17 protein-coding genes and 1 pseudogene are annotated in these 17,006 nt (G+C 71.5%); 6 read left to right on the top strand and 12 right to left on the bottom strand.

Features of this window, described 5'->3' with window-relative positions; translation table 11 throughout:
• Nucleotides 1-31: 31 nt before the first annotated feature.
• On the top strand, nucleotides 32-943 hold the full coding sequence (locus AB0I10_RS33395; protein WP_363156431.1) for an RNA polymerase sigma-70 factor: 912 nt from the start codon (nucleotides 32-34) through the stop codon (nucleotides 941-943).
• 140 nt (nucleotides 944-1,083) lie between these two features.
• On the opposite strand, the pseudogene AB0I10_RS33390 reads toward AB0I10_RS33395, so the two are convergent.
• A pseudogene (locus AB0I10_RS33390) lies at nucleotides 1,084-1,263 on the bottom strand (hypothetical protein); the annotation flags it as partial.
• 136 nt (nucleotides 1,264-1,399) lie between these two features.
• Here AB0I10_RS33390 and AB0I10_RS33385 point away from each other — a divergent pair.
• Nucleotides 1,400-2,146 carry a GntR family transcriptional regulator gene (locus AB0I10_RS33385; protein WP_363156430.1) on the top strand — a complete coding sequence of 249 codons (747 nt, stop codon included), beginning with the start codon at nucleotides 1,400-1,402 and terminating at the stop codon, nucleotides 2,144-2,146.
• A 79-nt stretch (nucleotides 2,147-2,225) separates the two neighbouring features.
• Here the strand turns inward: AB0I10_RS33385 and AB0I10_RS33380 are convergent, their stop codons facing one another.
• From AB0I10_RS33380 to AB0I10_RS33370, 3 genes are all read right to left on the bottom strand, one after another.
• Complete coding sequence (locus AB0I10_RS33380; RefSeq protein ID WP_363156429.1) at nucleotides 2,226-3,383, bottom strand: ROK family transcriptional regulator; 1,158 nt, start codon at nucleotides 3,381-3,383, stop codon at nucleotides 2,226-2,228.
• 142 nt (nucleotides 3,384-3,525) lie between these two features.
• Nucleotides 3,526-4,176, bottom strand: a complete 651-nt coding sequence (locus tag AB0I10_RS33375; protein WP_363156428.1) for a response regulator transcription factor — start codon at nucleotides 4,174-4,176, stop codon at nucleotides 3,526-3,528.
• Between the two features lie 4 nt (nucleotides 4,177-4,180).
• On the bottom strand, nucleotides 4,181-5,440 hold the full coding sequence (locus AB0I10_RS33370) for a histidine kinase (RefSeq protein ID WP_363156439.1): 1,260 nt from the start codon (nucleotides 5,438-5,440) through the stop codon (nucleotides 4,181-4,183).
• A 305-nt stretch (nucleotides 5,441-5,745) separates the two neighbouring features.
• Between AB0I10_RS33370 and AB0I10_RS33365 the strand changes: the two genes are divergently transcribed.
• Entirely contained in the window at nucleotides 5,746-6,195 is a 450-nt protein-coding gene (locus AB0I10_RS33365; RefSeq protein WP_363156427.1) for a hypothetical protein, read from the top strand.
• A 14-nt stretch (nucleotides 6,196-6,209) separates the two neighbouring features.
• On the opposite strand, the gene mug is transcribed toward AB0I10_RS33365, so the two are convergent.
• The gene (mug, locus tag AB0I10_RS33360; protein WP_363156426.1) at nucleotides 6,210-6,758 is read right to left on the bottom strand and encodes a G/U mismatch-specific DNA glycosylase; all 549 of its coding nucleotides are present in this window, start codon (nucleotides 6,756-6,758) and stop codon (nucleotides 6,210-6,212) included.
• A 27-nt stretch (nucleotides 6,759-6,785) separates the two neighbouring features.
• Nucleotides 6,786-8,228, bottom strand: coding sequence for an adenylosuccinate lyase (gene purB / locus AB0I10_RS33355; protein WP_363156438.1), 1,443 nt, complete (start codon nucleotides 8,226-8,228; stop codon nucleotides 6,786-6,788).
• 719 nt (nucleotides 8,229-8,947) lie between these two features.
• On the opposite strand from purB, the gene AB0I10_RS33350 reads away from it, so the two are divergent.
• The gene (locus tag AB0I10_RS33350) at nucleotides 8,948-9,172 is read left to right on the top strand and encodes a hypothetical protein (RefSeq protein WP_363156425.1); all 225 of its coding nucleotides are present in this window, start codon (nucleotides 8,948-8,950) and stop codon (nucleotides 9,170-9,172) included.
• A 575-nt stretch (nucleotides 9,173-9,747) separates the two neighbouring features.
• On the opposite strand, the gene AB0I10_RS33345 is transcribed toward AB0I10_RS33350, so the two are convergent.
• From AB0I10_RS33345 to AB0I10_RS33325, 5 genes are all read right to left on the bottom strand, one after another.
• Nucleotides 9,748-10,608 carry an SGNH/GDSL hydrolase family protein gene (locus tag AB0I10_RS33345; RefSeq protein WP_363156424.1) on the bottom strand — a complete coding sequence of 287 codons (861 nt, stop codon included), beginning with the start codon at nucleotides 10,606-10,608 and terminating at the stop codon, nucleotides 9,748-9,750.
• A gap of 82 nt (nucleotides 10,609-10,690) precedes the next feature.
• Nucleotides 10,691-11,713, bottom strand: coding sequence for a hemolysin family protein (locus AB0I10_RS33340; protein WP_363156423.1), 1,023 nt, complete (start codon nucleotides 11,711-11,713; stop codon nucleotides 10,691-10,693).
• Nucleotides 11,710-13,053 carry a hemolysin family protein gene (locus AB0I10_RS33335; protein ID WP_363156422.1) on the bottom strand — a complete coding sequence of 448 codons (1,344 nt, stop codon included), beginning with the start codon at nucleotides 13,051-13,053 and terminating at the stop codon, nucleotides 11,710-11,712. Before AB0I10_RS33335 ends, AB0I10_RS33340 begins: the two co-directional genes overlap by 4 nt.
• 228 nt (nucleotides 13,054-13,281) lie before the next feature.
• Nucleotides 13,282-13,707, bottom strand: a complete 426-nt coding sequence (locus tag AB0I10_RS33330) for a GNAT family N-acetyltransferase (RefSeq protein ID WP_363156421.1) — start codon at nucleotides 13,705-13,707, stop codon at nucleotides 13,282-13,284.
• A gap of 140 nt (nucleotides 13,708-13,847) precedes the next feature.
• On the bottom strand, nucleotides 13,848-15,347 hold the full coding sequence (locus AB0I10_RS33325) for an APC family permease (RefSeq protein WP_363156420.1): 1,500 nt from the start codon (nucleotides 15,345-15,347) through the stop codon (nucleotides 13,848-13,850).
• Between the two features lie 172 nt (nucleotides 15,348-15,519).
• Here AB0I10_RS33325 and AB0I10_RS33320 point away from each other — a divergent pair, with 172 nt between their 5' ends.
• On the top strand, nucleotides 15,520-15,792 hold the full coding sequence (locus tag AB0I10_RS33320; protein ID WP_363156419.1) for a toxin-antitoxin system HicB family antitoxin: 273 nt from the start codon (nucleotides 15,520-15,522) through the stop codon (nucleotides 15,790-15,792).
• Complete coding sequence (locus AB0I10_RS33315; protein WP_363156418.1) at nucleotides 15,789-16,160, top strand: fic family toxin-antitoxin system, toxin component; 372 nt, start codon at nucleotides 15,789-15,791, stop codon at nucleotides 16,158-16,160. Before AB0I10_RS33320 ends, AB0I10_RS33315 begins: the two co-directional genes overlap by 4 nt.
• Nucleotides 16,161-16,174: 14 nt before the next feature.
• Here AB0I10_RS33315 and AB0I10_RS33310 read toward each other — a convergent pair whose 3' ends face one another.
• Nucleotides 16,175-16,846: a class I SAM-dependent methyltransferase gene (locus tag AB0I10_RS33310; protein WP_363156417.1), complete on the bottom strand. Its 672-nt coding sequence runs from the start codon at nucleotides 16,844-16,846 to the stop codon at nucleotides 16,175-16,177.
• Nucleotides 16,847-17,006 lie beyond the last annotated feature (160 nt).

The raw sequence follows: 17,006 nt of genomic DNA, 5'->3' as shown, positions 1-17,006 counted from the left end.
CAACGCGACGCCGGACCGGTGGGATGGCAGTGTGCCGACCGATTCCACGCCCCATACCGCCGACGCCGGCGATGCCACCAAAATCTTCGAAGAGCATCGGCCGGTGCTCCACGGGGTGGCCTACCGCATGCTCGGCCGGGTGGCCGATGCCGAGGACGTCGTTCAGGACGCCTGGCTGCGCTGGTCGGCCGCCGACCGGACCGAGGTCCGCGAACCGCGCGCCTTTCTGGTGCGGATCACCACCCGGCTGGCCATCGACCGCCTCCGGCACGTCCAGTCGCGCCGCGAGGCCTACGTAGGCCCCTGGCTGCCGGAGCCGCTCGCCACCGACGTCGGCGGTATCGCCCCGGACACCGCGGAACGGGCGGTGTTCACCGAGTCCGTCACGCTCGCGGTGCTCGTCGTCATGGAGTCGCTCTCCCCTCTGGAGCGCGCGGTGTTCGTCCTGCGTGAGGCCTTCGGCTATCCGTACGCGGAGATCGCCACCGTCCTCGACCGGAGCGAGGCCGCGGTACGCCAACTGGCGGGCCGGGCCCGGCGGCATGTGGAGGAGGGCAAGCCGCGCTTCGAGGTCAACGCCGACCGGCAGCGCGATCTGACCGAGCGGTTCCTGGCCGCCGCGGCGGGCGAGGACCTGGAAGGGCTGCTGAGCCTGCTGGCCGCGGATGCGCGGCTGGTCGGGGACAGCGGGGGGAAGGCCAAGGCCCCGCTGCGGATCATCGAGTCCCCGGACAAGGTCGCCCGGTTCCTCGTCGGCATCGCCAAGTCCCCTGCTCCCGGTATGGAGTTCACCCTGCTCGAACTCAACGGCGGGATCGCTCTGTTGGCGCACTACGGAGGCAAGCCGGACTGCGTCATCCAGCTCGGCATCGACGACGGCCGGATCCACACGGTCTACATCGTCCGCAACCCGGACAAGCTCCTCTCCCTCGCTACGAGCTGAGCGGCGGCCCGCGGGCCGGGGCGCGGGCTGCGGTGCTGGCTGGGGCGCGGGCTCGACAGCACCGGCACGCCGCCGTCCCATCGGTCGGCCGTCTTCCGCTGCGCGGTCGCGGCCATCGCCACCGCGCCGGACCCCTGATCCCTTGCCCGGTCGAGGAGTTGGGGGCGTACGAGGTGACGCGGGGCCGGCCCGGGGACGTCCTCGTCGCGCAGCGCGTCGAAGACCGGGACATGGACGGGCGAGGTGTGCAGCAGGGCGAGCCCGGCGGTGGGCGAAGCGGTCGGATTCCTGGCCGGACCTGCTCCAAACGGTTCCGGGATTGGTCTTGACCAAGGGTGGGGGCGGCCATATCGTCGGGATACTGCAACAACCTTTAATAAAGAAGCGCTCATATTCGCGGGCCCGTGCTCCATGGGGGCGCAGCCTTGCGGGGCAACGGCCAGTGCGGAGGACAGGGTGGGGACCACGCAGCTCGAAACGGTGCCGGAGCCGAAGTACTGGCACCTCAAGACCGTGCTCAGCGACGCGCTGGACTCGGAATTCGCGGTCGGTGAGATTCTTCCCAATGAGCGTGACCTGGCCGCGCGGTTCGGCGTCGCGCGGGCCACGCTCCGGCAGGCGCTGGAACAGCTGGAGCTGGAAGGCAGGCTGCAGCGCCGGCGCGGTGTGGGGACGACCGTCGCGCCGCCGCGGGTCGGCGTCGCCGTCGACCCCGCCCGCCATACCTGGCCCGGCGCCCCCGGCGACGACTGGCAGCCGGTCGACGCCGCGGAGACCGAGGCGGTGCCCGCCGCCGTGGCCCGGCTCCTGGAGACGGTCCCCGGCGACCGGGTGCACATCGTGCGCCGCAGCCGCGTCACCAACGGCCAGCCGGTCGCCGCCGAGCTGCTGTATGTGCCGTCGGCCTCGGTCCCCGGCTGCTCGGGTGTGGCCTCGGTCAGCGCCCCGGCCCGCGCCCGTGCCGTCCTCCAGGAGCTGCAGAAGCTGGAGCTGGAGGGCCAGGACCGGACCGTTGAGCTCGGCTCGGCCCGCGCGGAGGACGCCAAGCAGCTGGACCGGCTGCCCGGAGCGCCCGTCCTGGTCGTCACCACCCGCTATGTGTCCGCGGGCCGTACCACCGCCGTCGCGGTCTCCACCTACCGCGCCGACACCTGCCGCCTCACGTTCGGTGAGAGCGACGCGGTCGCCCTGCTCGCGGGCTGACCGTCCCGTAGCGTCCTGGCATCCGGGCCCGTGCCGACACCGGCGCGGGCCCGGATGCGGTGAACCGCCTACGTACGCCTCACCGGCGTCCCGTCACCGTGCCCTCCACCGCGAAGAGTTCGCCCTCGACATGGTCGAGCGCGAGCCGCAGTGCCCCGGTGGCCACCGCCGCCTCGCCCAGCACCGAGAGGGCGACCTGCGGTGGGCGCAGGCAGTAGCGCGCCAACTCCCCGCGCAGCGGCTCCAGTACGCCGGCCAGTCCGGCCGCCCAGCCGCCGATCACCACCAGCTCCGGGTCCAGCGCCAGCACCAGCGCCGCGACATCGTGCACCAGCCGCTGGATGAACCGGTCCACCGCCTCCCGCGCCTGGACGTCGCCGTCCCGCGCCAGCGCGAACACCGCCGCTACCTGCGCCTCGTCCAGCGGATTCAGCGGCTCCCCGGTCGTCGAGAGCAGCGTCTCCGGCCTCGCCTCGCGCCCCAACAGATGCAGCGCGCCGATCTCCCCGGCCGCCCCGCCGAACCCCCGGTGCAGCCGGCCGCCGATCAGCGAACCGGCACCGGGGCTCAGCCCGGCCAGGACGAACACGATGTCGTCGGACTCGACCGCCGCGCCCTTCCAGTGCTCGGCCACCGCGGCGGCGTTCGCGTCGTTCTCCACGAGGACCGGGCAGTGGAACGACCGCCGCAGCCGCTCGCCCAGCGGCAGGCCGGTCCAGCCGGGCAGCGCCGTGCCCAGCCTTACGGTGCCGTCCGCCTCCACGATGCCGGGGCTGCCCACGCCGACGGCCCGCAGCGAACTCCGCGCGACCCCCGCACGGCGCAGCAGCTCGGCCACCACGGTGCGCACCCGCTCCAGCCGCTCGTCGGCCGGGGCGGTCTCGTCCACGGGACGTTGCGCCGAGTCCAGCATCCGCCCGCCGAGGTCGGAGAGCAGTGCCGCGATGCGGTGCGGACCGATCTCGATGCCCAGCAGATGCCCGGCCTCCGCACGGAACCGGAACCGGCGGGCCGGCCGCCCCTGGCGCCGCGTCTCGCCCTCCTCGGCGGCCGCCTCGACCACCAGCCCGGTCTCGATGAGCCCCTCGACCACGCCCTCGACCGTCGGCCGGGACAGGCCGGTCACCTGGACGAGATCGGTGAGTGTGGGGGAGTCCGCGGCGCGCAGTGCGTGCAGCACCACCGCGGAGTTGATCCGTCGCAGCAGAGAGGGATCCCCGCCGGTGAGCCGCCCCAACGTCCGTCTCCCTCGTCTCGCGTGTCTGGCGGAGCGTAGCCGGTCAGCGGGTGTGCGGCGAGCCCCGGAGTGGCCGTTGCCCCGCTGGGGCGTCGCCGGACTCGCGCTACGGCCTGTCCGATGGGTCAGGGTCGGAAAGGCTCTAGCCGGGCGAGACGAACCCCGACTCGTATGCGACGATCACGGCCTGGGTGCGGTCCCTGGCCCCCAGCTTCCCCAGCACCGAGCTGACGTGCGTCTTCACCGTCTCGGCTCCCAGGAAGATCTCCGCGGCGATCTCCGCGTTCGACAGCCCGCGGGCCATCAGCCGCAGCACCTGCCGCTCCCGCTCGGTGAGCGCGGCCCGTTCGAAGTCCGCGCGGGCCCGCTCGTTGCGGTGGCCGGCCGCCATGGTCCGGAGCGTCGTCGGGAAGAGCAGGGAATCGCCTTCCACCACCAGCCGCACCGCGTGCACGATCTCGGTGGGCCGGGAGCGCTTGAGCAGAAAGCCGTCCGCGCCCGCCCGCAGCGCCTCGTAGACGTACTCGTCGTCCTCGAACGTCGTGACGACGAGAATCCTGGGCGGCTCGGGCACCGAACGCAGCACCGCGCGAGTCGCCTCGATGCCGTCCAGGAGCGGCATCCGGACGTCCATGGCGATCACATCGGGCCGCAGCCGCCGGACCAGCGGGATGACGGCGGCCCCGTCGGCCGCCTCGCCCGCCACCTCGATGTCGGGCTGGGCTTCAAGGATGGCGCGCAGCCCGGTGCGTACCAGGGGCTCGTCGTCGACGAGGAGTACGGATATCGGCACGGGATCAGCCTAGGGTCTGACGGGCGCCCAGTTGGCGCAGTGGGAGCCGGGCACGTACCCGCCACTCGCCGCCCTCCGGCCCGGTGTCGGCCTCGCCGCCGAGCAGCGCGGCCCGCTCGCGGATGCCGCGCAGACCGCGACCGCCGCGGCCCTGCGCGTCCGTACGGGGAGTGCCGGCAGTCCCGGTTGGCAGCGGGTTGCGTACCTCCAGTTCAAGGGCGTCCGCGTCGGCCGCTATCCGTACGGACACCGGCACCGGGCCCGCGTGCCGCAGCACATTCGTCAGGGCCTCTTGCAGCATGCGGTAGGCCTCCCGCGACACGGGACCGGGCAACGCCTCCAACGGTCCGCCCAGCTCGGCCCGCACTGCCGAACCCGCGGCCCGCGCCGACTCCAGCAGGCGCTCCGCTTCGGTGAGCGCCGGTCGGTCGGCGGGTCTGGGCGCGTCCTCGCGCAGCAGCCGCAGTGCCCGCTCCAGGTCGGTCAGCGCCTGCCGCCCGGTGTCCTCGATGGCGGCCAGCGCGCGGTCGGTGAACTCGGGCGACTCGGCGGCGCGGGCCGCGCCCGCCTGGATCACGGCGACGGACAGCGCGTGGCCGATCGAGTCGTGCAACTCCTGGGCCAGCCGGTTGTGTTCCAGGAGGCGCTCCGTACGGGCCTCCAGTTCGGCCAGCCGCTCGGCGGCCGAGGGGCCCAGCAACAGCCGTGCGGCGGCGGCCATCAGGGAGCCCGTACCGATGGCGACGACGAAGAGCAGGACGAGCGGCAGCGGCGCGAGCAGCGCGTACCACCAGTGGGGCGCCTCGATCGCCGGCAGGTTGTTGAAGTGCGCGGGATGGCCGGTGGCGGCCGACATGAACGCCGCTGCCAGCATGGGAAGTTGGACGGTCAGGGCCGTCACGGCCACACCCGCTTCGAGGCGCAGCAACAGCCACGCGGCCGTACGACCGCGGTCCCGCCAGCTCGCCGAGGTCGAGGTGCCGATCCCGGAAGTGGGCTGCTCGCCGGGGTCGTGCGGGCCCGTAACCAGCAGCAGCTGGGCCTGGACGCCTTCGATGCGCCGGACCGCCGGCACCAGCGCGGCCAGCAGCAGGAACGGCACGGGCAGCACCGCAAACCACAGCCATGGCCGACCCCCGCCCGGGTGGAACGACCCGTCGCGCAGAAAGCCGGTCAGGACCCCGGCCACCGAGGCGATCAGCAAATGGAGCCAGCGGCTGTAGGTGACAGCTTTGAAGAGCGGCTTGAAGAGCGGCTTGACCAGGGTCCTGGAGACGGCCCTGAGGGGGCTTGTGGAGACGGTGTTCCACAGGGGGCGGAGCACGGCTCGGGACGTCGGGTACACCCCGCCATCGTGCCAGCGGGCGGAGTCCGGGACCTCCCCCGGGCGGGGGAGCCGCTCCCCGCCGGAGGGGGAAGCCACGGCCGGTCCGGACCGCCAGCCCGGTGCCATGACCAGCATCGATGTACACGAGCTGACCAAGGCACGCCGGGCCCGCGACCACCTGCCCGTTCTCGCCCACAGCAGAGGGAAAGCCAATTGTCAGACCCGGACGGTTTACTGACGGCATGACCATTGACGAGCATCTGACCGCCATCGACCGGTTGCGGCTGCGGGACTTCCCGGCGGAAGCGGTGCGTTCCGCCATGGTCGAGAGCGGGCCGGGCTTCCACATAGCCGACCTGCGGGTCAGCCAGGACTTCTGGGACGCGGACCTCACCGAGGTGGCGGAGGCCCTGGACGAGTTCGAGGCCGAGCTGACGGCGCTGGTGCAGGCGCTGTCCTTACGGTGGGGCGAACCCGAAATGATCGATCTCGCCGCCCACTTGGAACGGTCGGCCATGGGCATACCGGTCCGGCCACCGCTGGACGCGCTGTGCGGATATGTCCCGCTGGTGTACGGCTGGCGGGTGGCCGGCCGGTGGGTCGGCGTGGGGGTGGGACAGGGAGACCGCGAGCTGCCGTTCCAGCTGCTGGTGGCGGTGGGGGAGGAGGATGTGGGGGACCGGCTGTGGTGACGTGGGGGTGCCCGTCAGGTCTCCGCGAACGCCGCGTCGCGCAGCCGCCCGTACTCCTCCGCCATGGTGGCCAGCGTCCAATGGGCGTTGAGGCCGCTGGGGTTGGGCAGCGCCCAGATGCGGGTGTCGCCGAGGGTGCGCTGCTGCGGGCCGATCGCGGCGTGCTTGTCGCCGAAGGCGACACGGTAGGCCGTGACGCCCGCGACGGCGAGCCAGCGCGGCCGCAGCCGCGCCACCTTCTCGGCCAGCAGCCGGCCGCCCTCGCGGTACTCCTCCGCCGTCAGCTCGTCGGCCTTCGCGGTCGCCCGCGCCACGACATTGGTGATGCCGAGGCCGTGGGCGAGCAGCTCCTCCTGCTCGGCGGGCCTGAAGAGCCGGGGCGTGAAGCCGGAGGCGTGCAGGACCGGCCAGAAGCGGTTGCCGGGCCGGGCGAAGTGGTGGCCGGTGGCCGCCGTCATCAGCCCGGGATTGATGCCGCAGAAGAGGACCCGCAGACCGCTCGCCGCCACGTCGGGGACGAGGCGATCGCGAGCGGCCTGGAGTTCCTCGGGTGTGAAGGCCATGTCAGAAGCGCTGGTCGGCGACCCGCGTTAGAGGATCGAGCCCGGGGTGTACGCCGCGGCCTCGGGGTGGTGCTTGGTGATCTCCTCGATCCGGCCGACGACGGAGGCCACCTGGTCGGCCGCCGCACCCGTGAAGGAGAGCTTGTCCGCCATCAGGGCGTCCAACTGCGCCTTGTCCAGCGGGATCCGCGCGTCCGCCGCCAGCTTGTCCAGCAGCTCGTTGCGCTCCGCGCCCTGCTCGCGCATGGCCAGTGCCGATGCCACCGCGTTCTCCTTGATCGCCTCGTGCGCCTCCTCGCGGCCCACCCCGGCCCGTACGGAGCCCATCAGCACCTTCGTGGTGGCGAGGAACGGGAGGTAGCGGTCCAGCTCGCGGGCGACGACCGCGGGGAAGGCGCCGAACTCGTCGAGGACGGTCAGGAAGGTCTCCAGCAGGCCGTCCAGCGCGAAGAAGGAGTCGGGAAGGGCGACCCGGCGGACCACGGAGCAGGACACATCGCCCTCGTTCCACTGGTCACCGGAGAGCTCACCGGCCATCGAGGCATAGCCGCGCAGGATCACCATCAGGCCGTTGACGCGCTCGCAGGAGCGGGTGTTCATCTTGTGCGGCATCGCGGAGGAGCCGACCTGCCCGGGCTTGAAGCCCTCGGTCACCAGCTCGTGCCCGGCCATCAGCCGGATCGTCTTCGCGATCGACGACGGGGCGGCGGCGAGCTGCACCAGCGCGGTGACCACGTCGTAGTCCAAGGACCGCGGGTAGACCTGGCCGACGGAGGTGAACGCCTGGCCGAAGCCGAGGTGCGCGGCGATCCGCTGCTCCAGATCGGCGAGCTTCGCTGCTCCTTCAGGGCCTCCGCCCATCAGATCCAGCATGTCCTGCGCGGTGCCGACAGGGCCCTTGATGCCACGCAGCGGGTAGCGGGAGAGGAGGTCCTCCAGCCGCGCGTAGGCGACCAGCAGCTCGTCCGCGGCGGTCGCGAAGCGCTTGCCGAGCGTGGTGGCCTGCGCGGCGACGTTGTGCGAGCGGCCCGCCATGACCAGCTCGGCGTTCTGGGCGGCCAGCGAGCCCAGCCGCGCCAGCACGGCGACGGTACGGTCCCGCATCAGCTCCAGCGACAGCCGCACCTGGAGCTGCTCGACGTTCTCCGTCAGGTCGCGGGAGGTCATGCCCTTGTGGACCTGCTCATGGCCGGCGAGGGCGTTGAACTCCTCGATCCGGGCCTTGACGTCATGCCGGGTGACCTTCTCGCGCTCGGCGATCGAGGCCAGGTCGACGGTCTCCAGGACCCGCTCGTAATCGGCCAGCGCCTGCTCGGGGACCTCCACCCCCAGATCCTTCTGCGCACGCAGCACGGCAAGCCACAGCTTCCGCTCCAGCTTGACCTTGTACTCGGGGGACCACAGCACGGCGAGCTCCGCGGAGGCGTAGCGGCCGGCCAGGACATTGGGGATGCGAGGCTTCGCAGACACAGCAGTCACGTGGCCAGAGTCTACTGGCGATTTACGCAGGCCAGCGCCCCGGTCCCGGCTGTGCTTTCCTCCAAGGGGCGAGCCGGGGCGAGGAAGAGCGGGCGACGGGGGCGCCAGCCCCGTACGGCAGCAGCTCGGGACGCTTGGTGGGGGCCGTCGCCGGACGGCGCGACACCCGCCCAGGTTCCCAGCGCGCAGGGCGGAAGGCGCGCACGGCGAGGGGGCGGCGCAATCCCGCCAGGGTGCCCGTGCCCGTGCCGCCCTGGACGTGATCGACCCGGCAGACGGCAGTGAGCCCGGCCGCCTGATCTTCGCATACGGCAAGCGCGGGATGGCTCTGATGCTTCCCGAGGGGACCGAAGAGAGGTACGGAAGGTACGGAGAGCGCGGGGAGCTCTCGACGTTGCGGAATCGTCCCTGGGGGCGCCTCATGGCGGACAGGCGGGCAGGGCTGTACGACGGTCCGGTAGCCCGGTAGCCCGTTGGTCATCAACACCGAGCATCGTGGACGGCGGCCAACTGTTGCGGAGAGCGTGGGAAGTGGCAGATCGGGGCACGGCCGTGCGCGTAACGCTCGGCGGTGGTCGCCGGCATCTGCGCCCTGTCCTCAAGGCGACACCGGCAGGTCACGGAACCCCCGGATCGTTGGACTCCGTGTCGTTCACCCATCAGCCACGCTCGGGGCGACATCGGCTACAAGGGCATGCATCGTGATGCGCATGAACACTCCACAGATGGATCGCCCCAAGAAATCCTTTTCACGAGTATTCGCGGTCAGCACTGCCCTGGGCATTGCTCTCGCGGCAGGGTCGGCGACGGCCGCATCCGCCGTCGCCGCGACGTCCGCCCACGTCGCCACAAAGGCCACGGTTGCCCAGTCGCTCCCGACCGGCGGCCACGACGACTTCGGCGGCGCCTGCGTCATCGTCCTCCTCTGTAACTGACGGATATCCCATATCGGCTCGGGCCAGGCGAGGCGGGCGATGTGCCGCGCGGTCCCTCCTCCGCCTCGTCCAGCGCCTGAAGTCGTTTCTGAAAAGTCGAGTCGCACCGAGCCCAACAGGCACGGCGATCAGCCCCAACGCACCTCATTGTGTGAGGCCCTGATGCCACCGCTGACGCAATGAGGTGTTCGTCGCTGATGGTCGTGCCTGGCTGGGTTGTTGAGTGTTGCGAGATCGGGGGTGCCGACCCAGGCCAATGGACCGGTGAGCGCCGCCGAATGCGGGCCCGGCTTCTCCGCGATCGCAACCCCATCGGCGCCATTCGGGCAGTCTCCTCGAACTCCTCGAACTATCCGTAGGCGATGGCCGATTGCTCTGTGATGCTCCGCTCGGCCGGAACGGGAGCAGTCGATCCTCCAGAAGTTCAGGCGTGGGGAGTGTTGTTGAGCGGTGCTCTCGGGCTGTTCAGCCGCCAGACCCCAGGAAGCGGCCCTGTGGCTCGCGGGTGCGGTAGAGGGAACAGGCGCCGACGAGTGCGCCGTTCACGGTGATCGCGTGGTTGTACGGGCTACGGGCTACGTCCCCACTTGTCGCCAGTCCGTCACAGGGCCGGGGTTTGTGTGGTCCGCAGGGGTGACCCAGAAGGCTTTGCCCAGTTCAGCGCTGAACTGGGCACCTGTCCGGCCGTCGCCCGACGACCGGCCGGTGAGCCGGCGCCCTATCCACGGCACCAGATGCTCGCGCGCGAACCGCAGATCCGCGGCCCGTCGCGCGCCCCACCCCGGCGGCACGGCGGCCGGCAGCGGCGCGTCCCAGTCCGACTGGGCGTCCAGGCCGAGCGCCTGCCAGACGGCCTCCGCGACCCGCCGGTGTCCCTCGGCGTTGAGATGCAGCCGGTCGTCCGCCCACAGCCGCGGATCGGCCAGTGCACGCGACGCGTACAGGTCGACGACCACCGCGCCATGCTGCTCCGCCACCGTGTCGATCTGCGCGAACAACTGCTGCATCCGCGGCCGGAAGCGCTCCAGGACCGGCCCCTGCCGCCCCGGGCTGCGCATCAGCACCAGCTGACCGCCGCCCTCCGCCAGCCGCCCCGCGGCCGCCGCCAACTGCCCGCACACCCGGTCCACATCGCACGAGGGCCGCAGGACGTCATTGAGCCCGCCGACCAGCGTCACCAGATCCGCGCCCATCGCGGCCGCGGGCCCGCACTGCTCGTCGGCGATCTGCCCGATGAGCTTGCCGCGCACCGCGAGATTGGCGTACCGGAAGCCGTTCTGCGGCCCGCCGTCCTCGGCGCGCAGCCGGGCCGCCAGCCGGCCGGCGAGCAGATCGGCCCAGCCGCGGTAGGAGCCGTCCGGAAGGCCGTCCGACATGCCTTCGGTGAAGCTGTCGCCGACCGCGACGAAACTGGTGTAACGGGCATTGATCTCCATGGCGTGAGGATCCTATCCCCGGTGTGCGGTCGGGTTTCATCCGGAGGGCGAAGAAGGGCAAGGGCGGGTGTGCGATGGCTCCTCAGCCCGTCGGCGGCCGCTGCAACACCAGCTGCCGCAGCACGTCCTCCATCGTCACCAGCCCGGCCAGTGTCCCGTCGTCGGCGATCACCGCGGCCAGGTGCGTACTGGATCCGCGCATCGCCGTCAGGACGTCGTCCAGCAGCGTCGCCGCCTTGACGCGGGCGATCGGGCGCAGTGCGGCGGTGGTGAACGGCACATCGCGCGGCGTGGCGTCGAGCGCGTCCTTGACGTGCAGATAGCCCAGGATGCGGCGGGTGTCGTCGACGACCGGGAAGCGCGAGAAACCGGACTCGGCGGCCAGCCGCTCCAGGCCTTCGGGGGTGATCCCCATCCGTGCCGACACCACGTTCCCGACGGGCAGCACCACGTCTCTGACGGGGCGGCGCCCCAGTTCCAGGGCGTCCCGCAGCCGCCGCTTGGCACGTTCGTCCAGCAAACCGGCCGCCCGTGAGTCCTCGACCATCTTGGCGAGCTGGTCGTCCGAGAACGTCGCGGCCACCTCGTCCCTGGTCTCCACCCGCAGCAGCTTCAGCAGCCCGTTGGCGAGCGCGTTGATCGCGAAGATCACCGGGCGCAGTGCCCGGGTCAGCGCGACCAGCGGCGGACCCAGCGCGAGGGCGCTGCGCACCGGCTCCGCCAGCGCCACGTTCTTCGGCACCATCTCGCCGAAGAGCATGTGCAGATACGTCGCCAGGGCCAGCGCGATCACGAACGACACCGGGTGGATCAGCGTGTGCGAGATGCCCACGGCGTGGAACACCGGCTCCAGGAGGTGCGCGATGGCCGGTTCGGCGACCGCGCCCAGCACCAGCGTGCACAGCGTGATGCCCAGCTGAGCGGCGGCCAGCAGCGCGGAGACGTGCTGCAGGCCCCACATCACACTGTGCGCCCGGCGGTCGCCGCGCTCGGCGTACGGCTCGATCTGGCTGCGGCGCACCGAGATCATCGCGAACTCTGCGCCCACGAAGAAGGCGTTGACGACCAGCGTCAGCAGGCCCACGAAAAGTTGGAGCGCGGTCATCGGCCGGCCTCCGCTTCCTCGTCGCCGGTACTGCCGGGCAGCGGGGCGTGCAGCAGTACGTGCGCCGCGCGGTGGCCGGTGGCGTCGAGGACATCCATCGTCCAGCCGGCGACCTCGACGGTGTCACCGTCCACGGGGATCCGGCCGAGCACGGTGGCGATCAGGCCGGCGAGGGTCTCGTACGGGCCCTCGGGCAGCCGGAGGCCGATCCGCTGCAGCTGGTCGGTGCGGGCGGCGCCGTCGGCCTGGTAGACGCTGCGGCCGTCCGCGTCGGATCCGGCCGCCGCGAGATCGGGGCTCTCCAGCGGGTCGTGCTCGTCGCGGACCTCGCCGACGACCTCCTCGACGATGTCCTCCAGCGTCGCGACGCCCGCCGTGCCGCCGTATTCGTCGATGACCACGGCCATCGTGCGCTTGCCGGACAGGCGGTCCAGCAGCCGGTCCACGGTCAGCGTCTCGGGGACGAGCAGCGGCTCGCGCAGCAGCTCGGAGACGGGATGGCGGGGGCGGCGTTCGGCCGGGATGGTCAGCACGTCCTTGATGTGAGCGACGCCGACGACGCTGTCCAGACTGCCGCGGTAGACGGGGAAGCGGGACAGCCCGGTCGCCCGGGTCGCGTTGGCGACGTCCTCGGCGGTGGACTGCACGTCCAGTGCCATCACCTGCACCCGCGGCGTCATGACGTTCTCCGCCGTCAGATCGGCGAGGTTGAGGGTACGGACGAACAGCTCGGCGGTGTCCGGTTCCAGCGCGCCCTCCTTCGCGGAGTGCCGGGCCAGGGCCACCAGCTCCTGCGGGCCACGGGCGGAGGCCAGCTCCTCGGCGGGCTCCAGGCCCATCCGGCGGACCATGTGGTTCGCGGTGGTGTTCAGATGCCTGATCAGTGGCTTGAACGAGGCGCTGAAACCGCGCTGCGGGGTGGCGACCCTCTTGGCGATGGCCAGCGGGCTGGAGATGGCCCAGTTCTTCGGGACCAGCTCCCCGATGACCATCAGGACGACCGTGGAGATCGCCGTACCGAGAACCAGGGCCACGGACTGCGCGGCGGAGCGCGGCAGCCCCATCGCGTCGAGCGGGCCGGCGAGCAGGGTGGCGATGGCCGGCTTGGACAGCATGCCGATGACCAGGCCGGTGACGGTGATGCCGAGCTGAGCTCCCGAGAGCTGGAAGGTCAGACCGCGGACGGCCTTCAGAGCGCTGTCCGCGCCGCGCTCGCCGCGCTCGGCGGCGCGCTCCAGATCGCTGCGCTCGACGGTCGTCAGCGAGAACTCGGCCGCGACGAAGACGCCGCAGGCGAGGGTCAGGAGGAGCGCCACGGCCAGAAGGAGCAGCTCGGTCATCGGGTCACCTCCGTCCCATGTTCGAACAGGAACGGGAGGTTCGCGCTATGTCGGGAGCGTGCTCGACAACTGGGAGGTTCGCCCATGGCTGGACGCTCACACACCTTTCGCTGGGGGAGGGAACCACCATGGTAAAGGATCAGCAAAGTCGGTGGCAGGCGGAGAGCCCGCTCCCAGGGGCGGGAGCGGGCTCCTGGGCCGCTCGGGGTGTGCGCCGGGCTGCTGCCGTCAGTCGTCCAGGTGCTTGACCCAGCGGCTCCACTGCGGCTCGGGCGCGTAACCGGCGGCGCGCCATGCGTGCTGGGCCAGCTCATTGCGGTCCAGCACCATCGCATCGCCACGCCGTCCGCCCAACGTCACGAACCGCTCCTCGGCGGCCGCCAGCAGCGCGCCGCCGATGCCCTGCCTGCGGCGCTCGGGGTGCACGGCCAGCCGGTAGAGATGGCAGCGCCAGCCGTCGAAGCCGGCGATCACGGTGCCCACCAGCTCGCCGTCCTGCTCGGCCATCAGCAGCGACTCGGGATCGCGGGCCACCAGCCGCCCCACGCCATCGGTGTCATCGCTGATGCTGGTGCCCTCGGCGGCCGCTTTCCAGAAGGCCAGCACGGCATCGAGATCGGTCGGCGTACCGGCCCGCACATGAAGATCAGTCATGGTCTCGATCCCAGCATCGGGCGTGGTGCGGTGTCGACCGATTTCCACGATCCGGGTGGGGCCACGTCCCGGGCGAGCAGCGCCGAGTTGGACGCCGAAGCGGAACGGACGTGGCATAAGGCCCCCCTTGGAGAGCACGGTCATCGTGGATACGACCGGTCTCCGTCCATGCCACCGTGATCGTCGGGGCGGCGGCGCCGCGGGTGCATGTGCTGGACCAGATACCCGGCGAGCCCGACGGCCAGCAGCAGGAGGACGGTGCCGAGCGTGAACACCTCGAAGGACGTCCGGGAGACACCCCACGTGCTCCGGAAGTCGTATGCGATGCCGACGAGCGGCTCCAGAGTGCCGGGGAACAGCGCCTCCCATGAGCCGAGCAGAATCCAGGCGTAGACGAGAACCGCGGCGACCGTGAACCCCCGGGTGCCGAAGGGGACTTGATACGGCCGGTGTGTCTCGGGGTGGCGGAGCCGCAGGGCGAGCAGCGCCGGGATGATGGCGAGGTAGGACAGCAGCAGTGTGGTGATCGCGACGGTGAGGACGACGGCGAAGGTGTCGGACGCGTCGCCGCTCGCCAGGTTCATCGCGGCGACCATGAAGGCTGTGGCGGTGAGACCCGAGAGCACGTTCATCCGCACCGGAGTACCCAGCCGCGCGTGGAACTCGCCGAGCCACCGGCTGAAGAACCCGCCGTCGGAGGCCGCCATCGCCTGCATCCGGTCGACGACGATCATCCAGGCGCTGCCCTGCGTCAGCAGCGCGAAGACGAACAGCACGGCGGTGCCGGTCAGCACCGGCCCGCGCCAGTCCCCGTACACCTCGAAGACCAGCCCGGCGGCGTCCATGAAGCCGCCGATGCCGGTGACCTTCCCCGCCGGGGCGACGGAGAGGATGGCCACGACCGGGAGCAGATAACAGCTGGTGGCGATCAGGCCGGACACACCGATCGCGACGGGGACATCGCGCTGCGGATCGAACATCTCGTCACCCGCCGCGCTGGGCGCCTCGAATCCGACCATGGCGAAGAGCAGGACGGGTACCAGCGCGAGGAATCCCGCGCCGGTGGGGGCGAAGGGGGTCTGCTCCAGGCCTTGGAAGCCGTGCCGGATGCCGTACGCGACCGCGGTCCCGGTGAAGAAGGCCAGCGAGAGGACCTTGGCCGCCGCGCCGGCCGTGGTGATCCATTTGCCCCGGCGCAGCGAGATGACCGCGGTGAGGATGGCGGCCCAGATGAAGACCAGCTTGAAGAGGTAGTCGGTGCCGGTGCCGGTGCCGAGCGGAGAGACGAAGCCGTCCCAGGCGCCGGCAGCGAGGAAGGCCAGCGAGCCGCCGAGCCAGACCGGGTTGGTGACCCAATAGAACATGCTGGTCAGTGCGGCCGTCAGCCGCCCGAAGGCGAGCTCCACCCAGACGTACGGGCCGCCCTCCTGCGGGAACGCGGCGCCGGTCTCGGCGAAGATCAGGGCGTACGGCAGCAGGAAGGCGGCCGCCATCACCGCGATCCAGGTGACAGCCTGGCCGCCGCCGCTGGCGATCTGCCCGATCACGTCGAAGGAGATCACGGCGGCGACGCTCATCGCCATGATGTCGAAACGGCGCAGACTGCGCTTCAGGTGCGGAACGGGGGCCGGTACGGACACGGGTCACATCGTGCGGCATCCGGTCCGGCGGCATGGGTAGCGGCGCGCGGCCCGCTGCCGGTGCCCCGAGCGACGCCCGCCGCGGCGCCGGGAAGGGGGTCCGGAAGGGGGACCGGCGACACCGGAGGCCGACACTTGCCGGTGCTAGCGGATGCCCGCTAGCTTGGAAAGCGTGGCGAAGACGCAGCTGAACGTCCGCGTGGACGAAGCCACCGCCGAAGCGGCGCGGGAGCGCGCCCAGCAGCGGGGAGTGAGCATGAACCGCTATATCGAGGAGCTCGTCCTGAAGGACGCGGGAGAGGTCGGCCAGACCTTCGTCGAGGCCGCCTCCGACTTCATGAAGCAGTACGAACGGGTCTTCGCCGAGGAATTCGGCCTGGAGCCCGGCGCAGACCGCGGCCGCCCGGCGAACCCGGCCCGGGAAGGACAGCCGGGCACAACGTGACACTGCGCATCGACCTCGCCTGGCTCCTCCTGATCGCCGAACAGCACACCCCCGGAGACCCCCAGGTCACCGACTGGGGCGCCCTGGTGGCCGCGGTCAGCCGCCACGAAGCGGAGATATTCGGCGTGCCCGTCTACACCGACCCTCAGGACCGAGCCGCCGCACTCCTCCAACTACTGCTGCACGTACCGGCGTTGGAGCGCTCGAACGCGATGTTCGCGACCGCCGTCGCCTATGGCTACCTCGTCGCGAGCGGCCTGAAGATCGCCACTTCCCCCGAGCGGGTCCGCGACCTCGCCCGGCTCGTCAAGGAGGGCACGACGGACGTCCACGCCATCGCGGACGAGCTGCGCACCTGGACGGTGTGACACCGGCGGGATCGTCACGGGATCGGCCGTCGCGCCGTCCCCAGCACCACGGGCGACGAGGGCAGCGTCGGACCGCGCTCCGGTACCGTCAGCCGCCGCACGCGCACCACTTCGAACCCCGCCGCCCGGATCTCGCCCAGCGGATCCCGCCAGGTGTGACAGCCGCCCATCAGCAGCGGCCACACCGTCCGGTCCAGTGACCACTGCACCGCCGCCAGCCCACGCCCGGTGGCCCGTCCGTGCTCGAAGAACCGCAGCTCACCGCCGGGACGCAAAACCCGCCGCAGCTCCACCAGCGCCCGCCGCACATCCCGTACGGAACACAGCACCAGCGACGCCACGGCCGTATCGAACGCCTCGCTCTTCACCGGCAGCGCCTCCGCCACCCCCGGCACCACATCCACCGGCAGCGCGGCATGCGCCGCCGCCGTCCGTGCCACCGCCCGCAGTGTGGACTCCGGCTCGATCGCCACCACTTCCGACACGGTCCCCGGATAGTGCGGGAAGTTCAGACCGCTGCCCGCGCCCACCTCGATGACCCGGCCCGCGGTGCCCGCCAGCAACTCGTCCCGCAGCGCCGCGACCCCCGCCCGCCGGTCCGCGGCCGGCCCGCAGCGGTGTGCGTAGAGGCGGGCGAAGATCGGGTGGTGCACGGTTTCCCGTGGCTTCCTCCTGCGCGGCAGCATGACGGCCCCTTTCGGCGGCGGTGGGCGCTCCTGTCCACAGTCTCCCCGCTGAGCAGGTGCCGAGTCCTAGGTGTATTGATCACGAGCGTTGTTGACACTTGCCGGGCTTGATCATGGCGAAGACCTCCGGTGTGGTGGAGCTGTCTAGGACTGCACCGCA

This window comes from Streptomyces sp. NPDC050636, assembly GCF_040654775.1.
Lineage (GTDB): Bacteria > Actinomycetota > Actinomycetes > Streptomycetales > Streptomycetaceae > Streptomyces.
The sequence above is the reverse complement of the archived record's forward strand: the minus strand, read 5'-3'. Positions and strand labels throughout refer to the sequence as shown.

Excerpts from the sequence above, each read along its gene's own strand:
- AB0I10_RS33365 (WP_363156427.1), top strand. The coding sequence starts at position 5,746 with ATGACCATTGACGAGCATCTGACCGCCATCGACCGGTTGCGGCTGCGG.
- mug (WP_363156426.1), bottom strand. The coding sequence starts at position 6,758 with ATGGCCTTCACACCCGAGGAACTCCAGGCCGCTCGCGATCGCCTCGTC.
- AB0I10_RS33350 (WP_363156425.1), top strand. The coding sequence starts at position 8,948 with ATGAACACTCCACAGATGGATCGCCCCAAGAAATCCTTTTCACGAGTA.
- AB0I10_RS33345 (WP_363156424.1), bottom strand. The coding sequence starts at position 10,608 with ATGGAGATCAATGCCCGTTACACCAGTTTCGTCGCGGTCGGCGACAGC.
- AB0I10_RS33340 (WP_363156423.1), bottom strand. The coding sequence starts at position 11,713 with ATGACCGCGCTCCAACTTTTCGTGGGCCTGCTGACGCTGGTCGTCAAC.
- AB0I10_RS33335 (WP_363156422.1), bottom strand. The coding sequence starts at position 13,053 with ATGACCGAGCTGCTCCTTCTGGCCGTGGCGCTCCTCCTGACCCTCGCC.
- AB0I10_RS33330 (WP_363156421.1), bottom strand. The coding sequence starts at position 13,707 with ATGACTGATCTTCATGTGCGGGCCGGTACGCCGACCGATCTCGATGCC.
- AB0I10_RS33310 (WP_363156417.1), bottom strand. The coding sequence starts at position 16,846 with ATGCTGCCGCGCAGGAGGAAGCCACGGGAAACCGTGCACCACCCGATC.